This is a genomic window from Shewanella sp. ENK2 (assembly GCF_043568515.1).
In the GTDB taxonomy this organism is placed as follows: Bacteria; Pseudomonadota; Gammaproteobacteria; order Enterobacterales; family Shewanellaceae; genus Shewanella; species Shewanella japonica.
In genome coordinates, this window is the sequence record NZ_CP171406.1 from 4,264,283 (window position 1) to 4,277,398 (window position 13,116).

Here is a 13,116-nt window from a genome sequence, read left to right on the forward strand (position 1 = left end):
CTAAAAAGAGGGCAGGAATATATCACATTGATGATACGTGGGCTATATCTGCTTAGTTCAATTGATTAAAATTTACGTAAAGATTTATACCGAATGCTTGTCAATAAACTCAACAACTAAACGATTAAAAATCTCTGGCTTTTGTGCATGTAACCAATGGCCAGTACCGTTTATCGTTTTAGCACTCACCTTTGGAAACTGTTGCATAATAGCGTCTGTATGTTCTGCTGTAACGTATTCAGATTCTCCCCTCTAATGAAAAAACAAGGTTTATTGAAGCTGGTGTTAGGCATATCCCAACCAATGATATGCGGGTAATTTTCAATGAGACCAGAAAGATTCATTTTCCATACAAAACCCGTATCAGTGCGTTGTAGATTTTTAAGTAAAAACTGCGCAGTGCCGACATCAATGTCAGCAGCTAAAAGATGTTCTAAAGCCGTTTTACGGGTGGTTTTGCTATCAAGAGGTAAGCTTGTTAATCCAGCAAACACTTTTTGATGCCTTGGTGAGTAACTCACAGGCGCAATATCAGCGACCACCAAACTGGTTACTTTTTCTGGATGAAGTAGCGCCAATGCCATTGCGACTTTGCCGCCCATCGAGTGACCAACAAAGTGGGCTTCTGGTATTGCTAATGTAGACAATAGGTTCACACATTCTTGTGCTAATTGAGGATAATCCATTTGTTGCCAGTGCTGACTTTGTCCATGGTTTGGCAAGTCAACACGAATAACTTGATAATGAGGCTCTAATGCATTCGCTAGATTCTTTAGGTTGTCTAAATTACCGAATAAGCCGTGGATTAATACCACTGCTGGTCCTTGTCCTGTCGAAACGTAATGCATTCACTTTTCTCTATATGATTATTAATGAGGCGTGATTTTGCCTGTAAACCTAGCTGGATTTCAAGTGAGTTATCAGATTAAAAAAATCTAAAATGTTCATTAATCAATCCACCAGCAAGATTAACTGATGAAATCGACTCATTTTTAAGAGATTAAGTGACATTAGCTCTTTATCGTTTTGCCACACATGGGTAGACTGTGAACATGATTAAGATCGATCAAAATCGATCCTTTAGCCGCCCTTAACTTGTTTATAACTATCAAAATGATTAAGAGTATGACGTTATACAAGGCAATGCATTTGGCGGCATTCGTTTAAGCCAAAAGGAATAAGACTAATATGAAATATATTGAGGTAGATGAAGAGCTCTATCGTTATATTGCTAGCAAAACAGAACGTATTGGCGAAAGTGCATCTGATATTTTACGTCGTTTGTTAGAGTTATCTGTAGAAGCTGTTGAGCACGCAGAGCCGCTTGATATTAGTCACCCAAGTCTAGAAGCTTCAGCAAATACGCAATCTGTTGCCGTTTCATCTGAAGCTACTTCAATAGAAAATCATCAGTCAGCCGTTGAAGCAGAAATAGAAACCAGTTCTGCAGAAGTAAGCACCGTCAGTGACACGGCTGCACTTTCAGGTAGCGAGGCAAATATTGCGACGCCAAACACACCTGTTGATTTTAGTACCTTGGTTCATGAACATATGCTAGCTCAGCAAAAAGGGGCTGTAGGCCGCTTTATGTTCTTGCTTGAATCATTATCAGTATTAACACCTTCAACATTTGACCAAATCCTTAAAATTCAAGGTCGCGGTCGTTTGTATTTTGCACGTTCAAAAGCTGAATTATTATCAGCAAGTCAATCTGCTAATCCAAAGGAAATTGGTGACAGCGGTTATTGGGTAACAACCAACAATAATACGGCGAAAAAGCGTACGATTTTATCGGAAGTATTATTGCAATTAGGTTGTAATGAATCTCAGGCAAAATCGATAGCAGATAACATTTAATTACGATAGGGAGATTACGGGTGGCGATTCATCAAAGAGCAGGGACTGTGGCTCAACAGTCAGATTTAATCAATTTACCTAAATTAATGAGCCATTATTATCGCATCATCCCGAATGTTGACGATGTTCAGCAAAAGGTGACTTTTGGAACTTCTGGCCATCGTGGTAGCGCATTAAAAGCGAGCTTTAACCAGAACCATATTTGGGCAATCACCCAAGCTGTCGTTGATTACCGTCAACAAGCCGGCATCAAGGGCCCAATGATTGTTGGCTTTGATACTCATGCATTATCTTATGCAGCGTACATGTCAGTACTTGAAGTCCTAACAGCAAATCAAGTCAAAGTCTGCGTTCAAAAGGATGATGGATTTACCCCAACTCCTGTGGTTTCTCAAGCTATCGTTGCAGCTAATCGAAACAGTACCGATTTAACTGATGGCTTAATTATTACTCCTTCTCATAATCCTCCACAAGATGGCGGGATTAAATATAATCCACCACATGGTGGGCCTGCTGAAGCTGAGATTACTAAACAAATTGAAGTTAAAGCTAATGAATATCTTGCCAAACAACTCTCTGGTGTTAACAAGGTTAATTATGGTGTTGCAGTAGATTCAGGTTGGGTTGATCACGTTGATTTTATCGCTCCATATGTCAATGCATTAAGCAGTGTTATTGACCTTGAAGCTATTGCAAAAGCTAACATTCGTATTGGTGTCGATCCATTAGGCGGATCTGGTATCTATTACTGGTCCCAGATTGCACAAGCACATGGGTTAGATATTACCGTCATTAATGACAAAGTTGATCCGTCATTTAGCTTTATGCCATTAGATAAAGATGGCAAAATTCGTATGGATTGTTCTTCTCCTTACGCTATGGCTGGCTTATTAGCACACAGTGACAATTTTGATGTTTGTGTCGGTAATGATCCTGATTACGATAGACATGGCATTGTTTGCCCCGGTTTTGGCTTAATGAATCCAAATCATTATTTAGCTGTAGCAATCGATTATTTACTTACTTACCGAAAAGATTGGTCTGCTGACTTAGCTATCGGTAAAACGTTGGTTTCGAGTGCTATTATCGACCGTATCTGCCAATCCCATGAGCGTCAATGTCTAGAGGTACCTGTCGGATTTAAATGGTTTGTTGATGGGTTGGCTCAAAGTACGATTGCGTTTGGCGGTGAAGAAAGTGCAGGTGCAGCCTTTTTGAATAAAGATGGTAGCACTTGGTGTACAGATAAAGATGGCTTTATTTTAGCTTTGCTTGCTGCTGAAATCATCGCGGTAACGGGCAAAACACCAGCACAGCGATACGCTGAGTTAACCGACAAATTCGGTGAAAGCTTTTATACCCGAATCGACAGTCCAATTAGCTTAAAGAAAAAAGCTAAGTTTGAGCAATTATCATCAGATAGTTTTACCGATAAAACCCTAGCAGGCGAAGACATTACCGCTATATTGTCTCACGCTCCAGGTAATAACGCTGCGATTGGCGGTATTAAGGTGACAACCGAAAATGGCTGGTTTGCTGCACGTCCTTCAGGTACTGAAGCACTTTTCAAAATATATGCAGAAAGCTTTGTAAGCGAAACCCATCTGCAAGACATAATCAGTCAAGCTCAGGTGATGATTGATACTGCCTTAAAAGCATAGCTATTTATTTATTAATTAATAAATAATGACTTCAAAGCCCTCAGTAGAGGGCTTTTTGTTTTGAGGTTGTCATTGCTACTTAGATTTCTTGTAGAAAATAAAAGCAACGATAGCGACTAATACTATCGCTGGTACCACTTCATACATGTGATGGAAAAGGCCAACACCGCCATGACCTTCATGTGCCATAGCGAGTGACGGTGTGATAGCCAAGAGTACCGCTGCGATTTTAGTTTTCATAGTAGTGTCCTTTATCATTAAGTTGGTGATGTTAAACAATCAATTTTGAACAATGTTAATTCTTTCAAATCGAATTCATTTCAAGTTGCATGAGCATCATATCTTCGCCATCAATGACTTGTGTCTCATAGCTTAAACAGTGTGGGCAAACAATATTTCGCTGAGTTAATTCAGTTTGTTGATTACATTGTCGACACTTGATAACTAATGCCTGTTGTTGCAGATTTAATTCAGCATCATTACAAATAGTGCCCAGCTTAAAGGTATCGAAAGCCGTTTGAAGTAACTGTGGTTCAACGCCACTCAATACACCGACTTTTATATTGACCCTTATGATGTCAGTTGCATTATTATCTTTAGCGAGCTGAGTAATTTGTTCCATTAGAGACATCACAATCGAATATTCGTGCATTAGCAAATCCTTGGTAGTAATTCACCCTGAGGGATATCTAAATATCGGCTACTACCCCAAGGTGTATTGAGCACGACTTTACCTGGATTCTTGTCTGTTACATTGCCAATAATGGCTGCTTGATCGCAATGGCAATACTGAGCCATGACTTCTAGTGCTTTATCTGCTGCACTGCGTGGCAGGGCAATAATAAACGTGCCTTCATTGGCTAAATCAAAGGGTTCAAATCCATACAGTTCACACAGCCCTTGTACTTCCGAAGAGACTGGAATGGCGGTTTCATTGATATTGATACCAACATTAGATGCTTGCGCCCATTCATTAAGCACAGCTGAAAGGCCACCTCGAGTAGCATCACGCATCGCATGAATGTCTACATTTGATGCAATAAGTTGCTCAACTATCGGCCACAATGTCGCGCAGTCGCTTGTGAGTGTCGATTCCAACGTTAAACTGTCTCTTGCCATTAGAATTGCAGCGCCATGTCTTCCTATATCTCGAGAAACGATTATCACATCGTCGTGTTGTAAGTTTTTCACGGAAATATCAGGTTTAACAATTTGGCCAATGCCTGAGGTATTGATAAAAATACCATCAGCACACCCTTTAGGCACAACTTTAGTGTCACCGCACACGATGTGTGCACCGCAGTGCTGGATCTCGTCAGCCATACTCGTCACTATTGTTTGCAGATCTGTTATTGCAAAGCCTTCTTCAATGATAAAGCTGCAACTTAAGTATTCTGGTATGGCACCCATCATGGCTAAGTCGTTAACAGTACCGGCAATAGCGAGTTTGCCAATATTTCCACCCGCAAAAAATAACGGGTCTACAGTAAAAGAGTCTGTTGTAAAAGCTGTCGTACCACACAGCTGCAGTTGTGCGGCATCTTCTTCAGCAGCCAAAATTGGATTGGCAAAGGCTTTAAAAAACATGTCATGGATCAATGCATTCATTTCTTTACCGCCACCGCCGTGACTTAGTTGGATCCGATCGTTTTTACGTATTGGCATGTGCGACTCCTGCGTAGCGATAATAAGCGTTACACGCTCCTTCTGAGCTGACCATACAGCTACCTAATGGGTTGTCTGGCGTGCAGCCTTTACCGAACACTTTACAATCTGGCGGATTAGATACCCCCGCAGTATGTCACCGCACTGGCAAGCTTTATGGTCATCAATTTCTTCACTGGGTAATTGAGATTGAAAAATGACTTCAGCATCTCGGTGAGCATATTCATTTTTTAAAGTAAGCGCTGAATTGGGTATAGGACCTAGGCCACGCCAACGAAAAGACGTTTTAGTTGTCAGATATTGATTGATGAGTGCTTGTGCTGCGACATTGCCATCTTCAGTTACTGCGCGGCTATATTGAATTTGTAATTCTGATTTTTGCTGGGCCTTTTGTTTAACAATATTAAGAATTGACTCCATAACATCGACAGGTTCGAAGCCTGAAACCACGACAGGGGTTTGATATTGGTCTACAGCTGGACGATATATTTTAGCTCCGCTTATAACACTCACATGCGCGGGTCCAATAAAGGCATTTACTTGGGTTCTTTTTATCAGCCATAACAGCATCAATGGCTGGTGGAACAAGTACATGGTTTATATGAAATAATAAGTTATTGATTTGCTGCTTTTCAGCTTGATCAATCAGTACCGCAGTCATAGGTGTAGAGGTTTCAAAGCCAATTGCAAAAATATCACCTGTTTATCAGGGTGCTGTTTTGCAATATTTAAAGCATCCATTGGATCATATAAAGGCCTAATATCTGCACCTTGTGAGCGAATTTTGGCTAAACTGCCTTTTGAACCGGGCACTCTGATCATGTCGCCTAATGTGAGTAAAATGACATTAGGCTGCATTGCTAACGTGGCGGCATGGTCAATGCGTTCTTTTGGCATGATACACACAGGGCAGCCAGGCCCATGAATAAATTTGATATTAGATGGTAGTAGTTGATTTAAACCGTATTTCATAATGGTGTGTATGCCCACCACACACTTCCATTATGTTAATATCTTGATTAACCGTCTTAGCATAAGATTTAATAGCATTAGCAAGTGCTCTAATGGTTTTCGGATCGCGAAATTCTTTATACAAGTTGGATAATTCCATTATGCTTATTCCTCTTGCTCAAGTTTTTCAACGATTTCTCTGTATAACGCTAAGCTCAGTTTTGCATCTTCCTCATCAATTTTATTCATTACAAATCCGATGTGTATCAACACAAAATCACCGATTAATAGAGGCTCAGACATTAGATGAGAACTAACACGACGTTTTACACCTAAGGTATCGACAGATACTGTGGCGTCAGCATACACTTGCGTTACTTGAGAAGGCACAGACAAGCACATAATGTTATTCCTCTAATTGCTTATTAAGCCAATTTGCTACGGCAGTGATAGATTGTGGTTCCTTAATAGATATTGGCATGAGGGTGACATCTGGATTGAGCTTTTGAAGTTGTTTACGACACTCTAATAATGAAAAATCAAAGTGTTCTGCTAAATCCATTTTGGTGATTAATACCAGATCAGCACGTCTAAACATGACAGGGTATTTTTCAATTTTATCGTCACCTTCTGGTACTGACAGTAAAACGATATTTCGATGGGTACCAACATCATAGCTTGCAGGGCAGACCAGATTACCAACGTTTTCAATAAAACAGATATCAATAGGCGCAAGATCGATATGATGTAATGCTTGATGAACCATAAATGCGTCTAAGTGACAAGCTGAACCCGTTTGTACTTGGTATGCTTCTATGCCTTTAGCAATAAGACGATCCGCATCGCGTGAGGTTTCTAAATCGCCTTCAATGACAGCATACTTTTTAGCTAAATATTCGTGTAAGTGTTCGAGTAATGTTGTTTTGCCACTACCAGGGCTACTCATTAAATTAAAAGCACGAACCTGATTAGCTTCAAAATGCTCACGATTATGCTGAGCTTCATGATCATTTTTGTCGAGTATTTTATGAATAACCGACAAGGTTTTCGTGTCATTAAGCTGTGGGTTACTATGAAGATGATTATGATCTGTCAGTGAGCATCCGCAATCTTGGCACATATATTTACTCCTTTAAAACGCCCTGAATCTAGTACAAACCAGTATCAATAAGCGTTGGTAATACTTCTTTGATTCATATCAGCTATTTATCTCTTATCATGAGTTAATGCTGAGTTTGTGATCTATTAAGTTGCTGATACGCGTACCAAACTTGCCCAACTGAAATTCCCGAATCATTAATGGGTACTTTGTGACTAGGTAAAATTCGTGTGTTTTTCATCGCATTTATTTCTGAGCGGTTGGCATAGGTTTTAAGGTTACTAACAAGGTGAGTGTCATGGGTAGTGAGCTTAATTCTTACGAGTTCATTCAAAAGTTTATTTTGAAAAACGCCGCCGCAGAGTACGACTTTAAGATGTGAAGACTGGTTGGCTATGTCATACACCATGTCAGCGATACTATTGATAAATGCTAAACAAAGGTGCGCTTGCTTATTATCTGACGAGGTTTCAGGTAATGCCTTAACTAGCTGCTGTATTAATAAAGCAGTGTTAAATACGGCCGGACTTTTATTTAGTACCTGATCTTTACTTGTATTTGCTTCCATACTCAAATGGGGAACAGGACAAGCGTCAGGCAGTGTCTGGTCTAAGCGCTGTAGTGTAAGCAGATCTAAAGCATTAACTTGATTTTGAGGGTATTGCAGCGATTTAATGGCTTCATTTGCATAAGTTTCAATTAACATGCCTGATTGAGCTTCAAAATCATTTTGTACAATTAAATCAAGTGCTACAGCGACGGCATCAAACAGTCGCCCCATAGAGCGACTATGGATACATGCCGTATCATTACGCCACATGGTATGTAAATTGATAATCGTGCTTTTGTCCATTTGTTGTATTGCATTAATGGGTAATGACATGACTTGTTCAATTGTCATACTCTCAAATAACAAAGCCAGTAAAATTCTTACTGGTTGTTTGATAGCTTGTTCACCGCCAATTAATTTAAACGAGTTAAGATGTGCTTTAAGTTCAAAACCGTCAGCATCAGCAACCATACACTCGCTGCCCCAGAGCTGTTCATCATCTCCCAAACCTGTGCCGTCAAAACTAAATGCAATTACGTTATGCTGATAATTGTTAGCCGCTAAAACACTTAATACATGTGCATAGTGGTGCTGAACTTTAGCTAGGGGGAGTTGATGTAAATCAGCTTGTTTTGCAGCCCACTGGCTTGAAGAATAAGTCGGGTGTTTATCAGTAATAATCTGTTCAGGGTTAAATTGATAAAGCCGGTTGAATGTCGATAAGGTTTTAATGAAATGCTGATCAGTTTCTAAATTAAATAAATCACCAATATAAGGGCTAACAAATGCGTTCTCATTTAAAGCGTAGCATTGGGTATTTTTTTGCTGTGCACCCACTCCTAGTAGGGCATGTTTTAAAGAGTGAGGTAATGGAATACTTAACGGTGCGTAACCCCGAGCAAGCCTTATCACTTGTAACTCATCATTTATGACCTGCACGACACTGTCATCACACGCATTGACGATATCTCGGTTATGGTCGAGTATTCCATCAATTACATCGCCTAGTTGACTCATGATGTTTTGTGAGTCCGTGATGATTGGCATAGAAGACTTATTGGCACTGGTTGCAACAATAGGTTTTTTAAATAAATCTAACAGTAAGTAATGTAATGGTGTGTAGGGTAAAAATACCCCTAAAGTATCAATACCCGGTGCAATGTCGTCGCATATTGTAGATGCAATATCATCACGTTTTTTTAATAATGTTATGGGCTTTTCAGCTGAGTTAAGTATTTGCCACTCTTTTAATGAACCCGAAACTATTTGCTTAGCTTGGTTAATATCAACAGCCATAACTGCAAAAGGTTTAGTTTTACGCTGTTTACGAAGGCGTAAAGTGTTCACTGCTTTGGCGTTAGTTGCATCACATATTAAATGAAATCCCCCTAAGCCTTTTATTGCGATAATTTTACCTTGGTTAAGATCGTTAACCACTGCTTGCAATACATGTTGACTGCTGTGAGATTTGGCATTTGATGTGATTGTTTTATCCGAGTTGATTTGAGAGTAGCGTATTTGCGGACCGCAATTAGGACAACTCACAGGTTGAGCATGGTAACGTCGATTTAATGGGTCATGATAGGCATGTGCGCAATCATCACACATTTCAAACGTTGCCATTGAGGTATTAACGCGATCATACGGCAATTGTTTAACGATACTATAGCGTGGCCCGCAATTGGTGCAGTTGGTAAAAGGATACAAATAATGTCTGTTGTTAGGATCGCGCATTTCCAGTAAACAATCTCCACAAGTGCTTTTGTCTGCGGATATTGAAACGACTGCGACGTCTTCACAGTGACTGGTTTTTATTTCAAATTGTGTTAAATCGCGATCAATCGCTTCTTCTTTGATCATCAATTTATCAATTCTAGCTAGAGGAGGCGGGTTCACCTTTAATTGATGCACAACACGATTAATATCGGTGTTTAACCCTTGTAAATGAATACAAACGCCTTGCTGATTATTCAATACTGAACCGACGAGATTCAATTCAGTCGCTAACCGGTAAACAAAGGGTCTAAATCCAACCCCTTGAACAATTCCATTGATGTTAAGTCTGACTTGTTGACGGTAACCTTGGTGTATGGTCATAAAAGACTCCTTAGTAACGTCGACGTTTAGCGAGGAATAAACCACCCACTGCGAGGTTTGCACCGTCTAAATCAAGTAGTCGATTGACGACAATTGGATAATTTTTCCCTAAGCGCAAACACAGCCTATCTGCTAACACTGAGTACCTGAAATCACTTCCGGCTAAGACAACAGCATCAAGACCCATTTCTTGGTCAAGATGATCCATCCAGTTACTTAAATAGTCAGCTAAAGAGTCAAAAAAACCAAAGGCCACTATTGCAGGGCTGGCATCAGCAAGCATAAAACTGATTACTGATGAAAGCGTTTGCTGCCAGTTAATTGATCGTTTTTGTGATTCAGAAGTGTTTGCTCCGTTATATGCACATAACGGGAAGTCGATACGTGGGGCATTGTTTCCATTGTATGATTGGGCTAATTGATGAAATTTAGCGGCTAATTGGGCGATGTGCTTGCAAGTTAGCGGTTGAGTTTCAGCATCAGTCGTTAAGTTACACGGCGTAATTGCCCGTATGTCCGCTTCAGATAATACAAACAAGGCCACTACTGCGATAAATCGCTCTAAGCTATTGCTAGTATTGTGTGAGCTAAAAGAAACAGATTTAATGATTTGGCATCGTTGACTAGATTTTTGTTGAAACTTATCGCTAATTTGATGCTTGTTTTTATCTAGTTCAGCGAGAATGCTTACGCCTGATTTAGCAATATCGGGCATCATTAAAAAGCAATCATGCTTTGCTGATGTATCTTGAGTGATCACACAACTAGGGTGTTGGTTTGATAAGTAGATACAGGCTGCACTCGTTGCTTTTTGTTTATTTATATGACGTCTAGTGGCTTTATATTGAGATGCTGAGAAAGAATTCGCCAGTATCCCTGCATGTAATGCACAGCTCGCGGCCTCAAACCCTGAAAATACCTTTGCTATCGGAGTAACTGTATCTGGAATTTTTACATGTGGACTGCTTGTTATACCGCTAGGTAATAGCGTTGATTTACAAGTAATCGTCTCTTTTAGATATGTAGCCTGATATTGATCATAAGTATGAATATCATGTCTTGGCATAGGAGCAGGGATGTTAACCTCTGCAGCATTAGTTTTGTTTGCGACCCAGGCAAGGTTTACCCAGCTTAATGGGAGGTCATCTTGTTGTTTATCAATATAAAGCCAATCAATGCCTTGTAGTCGCAAGTGTGTTGATAGTTGCAATAGTAGCCGTGAATCTGCAAAACACACTTGATAATGGGTTTCACTTAATCTCGATTCAGACTCTGAAGGCTGCTTGTTAGCAAGTATTGTTATTGATGGTTTTTCAAGGCTTGATAAAGCATGGACTTGATGTGGCGCAATATGGAAATAACGACTGATACGCTCAGGGTTTGTCACTAAGATCTGTGGACAAATTTGTTGACGCCATGCTTTTTTGTCAAGCTGATGTGCTACTAAAGGAAGTAAAGATAACCTGATGCCATTGGCTTGAACTATACTGCTTGCTTTCAGATCAGAAGTTAACTCAACCGTGTCGCCCTTAATCAGTTTTGTCGCAAGTTGAGCAATATCATGATGACTATAGCCTATCTCATAAGGTTTAAGATTATTTTCACCATGGCATTGTTGGCAAGCGAATGAGATATCAGCTGGAATTGTATGGTCAGCTATCGGCTTACTGCAAGCATGACAAAAATATTGATTGAGCTTTGAATGTAGGATTTGCTCCTGTGAGCCGATTCTTTCTGTAATACGAATAACTTCGGCTCGTTCAAGCCAAACTGAATATAAAAAACGCTCGGCTATCTCGTCTGCAATTACGGTTAGCTGATTTTCTTCAGCTTCAACTTCAATACAATATTGGTGCAACACATCAAATTGTTGCTCCCGATGCAGCTGGTGGATTGTAGTGAAAAAATACCGATTATCATTGATGTACTGATTACACAACTTTGCGTACAGCGCGATTGGTTGATGGCAAAAAAAGTTAAACCTGATTTTAGGCATACATGTTTGCTCCACGCTTATAAGAATCAGGGATTAATGAATTGATGTCGACCTCTGCAATACATTTTGAGCTAAAGCCCTGAAAACTGAGATGCTTAAGTAAGGCTTGTTCCATCACTGGCACTGCGGCCTGTATTTGAGGGGTTAAACCTAATGTCATTGGTTCAATCACAGTTGGTGTTACACCAATAACATGGGTATTTGGACGGTCGCCCACCATTTCCATCATGATTAAGGTTTGCAGCATTTCAACTTCATGAGCACTACCTTGCCAATCAATTTCTGGTGGAGCTTGATCAAAGTTAAACGAGTAAACTTCGCCTGGTTGAACCCCAGGGCTGTTGACGGTATCGACGACAATCAAATTATCGTAACGGCATAATATTGGAATTAACCCTTGGGCTAGGGTACCGCCATCTAATAAATCGAGTGTGATATTAGGATGATAAAATTGATATTTCTCTTGGATATAATTAACGAAATGTACGCCGATACCTTCATCGGCGTACAATACGTTTCCTATTCCTATAAGTAAGGTAGAGGTCAAGGTTTAATGATCCTTATGGTAGTCATAACCTGACACGATAGAATCCACAGCGTTATGTTTGAAGCGAATACCAGACCACACAGCCATATAGACATGAATGACCACAAAGACGATAAATACCCAAGTCAGAATGTGATGCCATATTCTGACTTGTGCTAAACCACCCATTATTGCAGTGAACCATGCAGACACATCCCACAGTAAGCCACCTAAACCTTCATGATAAACGTTGGCATAAAGTACCAAGCCAGTAATGCACATGAATAACGCAACCAATGAAATGGCAACATAAGTGACAAACTGCAGTGGTCCGTAAACACCAGCTTTATCAAGGTGTCCCATCCAAATGTAGGATTTAATTTGAACAATCCAGCTTTTGACACTGAGTACATCTTTCATAGAACGTCTTTCGATACTGCTTTTTCCAAAAAAGAACAAATAAAAACGAATAAGCGTGACACTAGTTAATACAAAGCCAAAAACAATGTGAGCAAACCTGATCCAGCTTTGTACCAATACATCAGATGACTCTGGTGCCACTAAAAAAGGCCAAGAAATGTAAAAGCCTGTCACAACTAACACAACAATGGCTAATGCTCTAAGCCAATGAAATATCCTTATTGCTGGTGAAAATATGAGTTCTCTGTGATGCGTAGCAACCTGAGTCATAATTCAATCCTCTTCGACAGTCGT

11 protein-coding genes and 2 pseudogenes are annotated in these 13,116 nt (G+C 40.0%); 2 read left to right on the forward strand and 11 right to left on the reverse strand.

From position 1 onward, the window contains the following. Nucleotides 1–84 precede the first annotated feature (84 nt). A pseudogene (locus ACGEDC_RS18655) lies at nt 85–848 on the reverse strand (alpha/beta fold hydrolase). 340 nt (nt 849–1,188) lie between these two features. On the opposite strand from ACGEDC_RS18655, the gene seqA reads away from it, so the two are divergent. Continuing rightward, complete coding sequence (seqA, locus tag ACGEDC_RS18660) at nt 1,189–1,857, forward strand: replication initiation negative regulator SeqA (RefSeq protein WP_394495024.1); 669 nt, start codon at nt 1,189–1,191, stop codon at nt 1,855–1,857. A gap of 20 nt (nt 1,858–1,877) precedes the next feature. Beyond that, on the forward strand, nt 1,878–3,518 hold the full coding sequence (gene pgm, locus ACGEDC_RS18665) for a phosphoglucomutase (alpha-D-glucose-1,6-bisphosphate-dependent) (protein ID WP_394495026.1): 1,641 nt from the start codon (nt 1,878–1,880) through the stop codon (nt 3,516–3,518). Between the two features lie 75 nt (nt 3,519–3,593). On the opposite strand, the gene ACGEDC_RS18670 is transcribed toward pgm, so the two are convergent. The 10 genes and pseudogenes from ACGEDC_RS18670 to cybH form a co-directional block, all read right to left on the reverse strand. Then, a complete protein-coding gene (locus ACGEDC_RS18670; protein ID WP_162838650.1) occupies nt 3,594–3,758 on the reverse strand; it encodes a hypothetical protein in 165 nt (54 codons plus the stop codon). Between the two features lie 64 nt (nt 3,759–3,822). Continuing rightward, nucleotides 3,823–4,170: a hydrogenase maturation nickel metallochaperone HypA gene (hypA, locus tag ACGEDC_RS18675; RefSeq protein WP_394495029.1), complete on the reverse strand. Its 348-nt coding sequence runs from the start codon at nt 4,168–4,170 to the stop codon at nt 3,823–3,825. Next, on the reverse strand, nt 4,170–5,183 hold the full coding sequence (gene hypE, locus ACGEDC_RS18680; protein WP_394495031.1) for a hydrogenase expression/formation protein HypE: 1,014 nt from the start codon (nt 5,181–5,183) through the stop codon (nt 4,170–4,172). The genes hypA and hypE overlap by 1 nt, the downstream gene beginning before the upstream one ends. Then, nucleotides 5,170–6,297, reverse strand: a pseudogene (gene hypD / locus ACGEDC_RS18685) (hydrogenase formation protein HypD). Before hypD ends, hypE begins: the two are co-directional and overlap by 14 nt. A 2-nt stretch (nt 6,298–6,299) precedes the next feature. Further along, complete coding sequence (locus tag ACGEDC_RS18690) at nt 6,300–6,536, reverse strand: HypC/HybG/HupF family hydrogenase formation chaperone (RefSeq protein ID WP_394495033.1); 237 nt, start codon at nt 6,534–6,536, stop codon at nt 6,300–6,302. A 4-nt stretch (nt 6,537–6,540) separates the two neighbouring features. After that, nucleotides 6,541–7,254 (reverse strand): hydrogenase nickel incorporation protein HypB, encoded by a 714-nt coding sequence (hypB, locus tag ACGEDC_RS18695; protein WP_394495035.1) that lies wholly within the window; start codon nt 7,252–7,254, stop codon nt 6,541–6,543. A gap of 103 nt (nt 7,255–7,357) precedes the next feature. After that, nucleotides 7,358–9,880, reverse strand: a complete 2,523-nt coding sequence (gene hypF / locus ACGEDC_RS18700; RefSeq protein WP_394495037.1) for a carbamoyltransferase HypF — start codon at nt 9,878–9,880, stop codon at nt 7,358–7,360. Nucleotides 9,881–9,890: 10 nt separating this feature from the next. After that, entirely contained in the window at nt 9,891–11,876 is a 1,986-nt protein-coding gene (locus ACGEDC_RS18705; RefSeq protein ID WP_394495039.1) for a hypothetical protein, read from the reverse strand. Next, the gene (locus ACGEDC_RS18710) at nt 11,869–12,423 is read right to left on the reverse strand and encodes a HyaD/HybD family hydrogenase maturation endopeptidase (protein ID WP_055023975.1); all 555 of its coding nucleotides are present in this window, start codon (nt 12,421–12,423) and stop codon (nt 11,869–11,871) included. The genes ACGEDC_RS18705 and ACGEDC_RS18710 overlap by 8 nt, the downstream gene beginning before the upstream one ends. 3 nt (nt 12,424–12,426) lie before the next feature. Beyond that, entirely contained in the window at nt 12,427–13,092 is a 666-nt protein-coding gene (gene cybH / locus ACGEDC_RS18715; RefSeq protein ID WP_394495042.1) for a Ni/Fe-hydrogenase, b-type cytochrome subunit, read from the reverse strand. Nucleotides 13,093–13,116 lie beyond the last annotated feature (24 nt).

Coding starts and splice junctions, on each gene's coding strand:
- hypF (WP_394495037.1), bottom strand. CDS start 9,880: ATGACCATACACCAAGGTTACCGTCAACAAGTCAGACTTAACATCAAT.
- hypA (WP_394495029.1), bottom strand. CDS start 4,170: ATGCACGAATATTCGATTGTGATGTCTCTAATGGAACAAATTACTCAG.
- hypE (WP_394495031.1), bottom strand. CDS start 5,183: ATGCCAATACGTAAAAACGATCGGATCCAACTAAGTCACGGCGGTGGC.
- hypB (WP_394495035.1), bottom strand. CDS start 7,254: ATGTGCCAAGATTGCGGATGCTCACTGACAGATCATAATCATCTTCAT.
- cybH (WP_394495042.1), bottom strand. CDS start 13,092: ATGACTCAGGTTGCTACGCATCACAGAGAACTCATATTTTCACCAGCA.
- ACGEDC_RS18705 (WP_394495039.1), bottom strand. CDS start 11,876: ATGCCTAAAATCAGGTTTAACTTTTTTTGCCATCAACCAATCGCGCTG.
- ACGEDC_RS18690 (WP_394495033.1), bottom strand. CDS start 6,536: ATGTGCTTGTCTGTGCCTTCTCAAGTAACGCAAGTGTATGCTGACGCC.
- ACGEDC_RS18670 (WP_162838650.1), bottom strand. CDS start 3,758: ATGAAAACTAAAATCGCAGCGGTACTCTTGGCTATCACACCGTCACTC.
- seqA (WP_394495024.1), top strand. CDS start 1,189: ATGAAATATATTGAGGTAGATGAAGAGCTCTATCGTTATATTGCTAGC.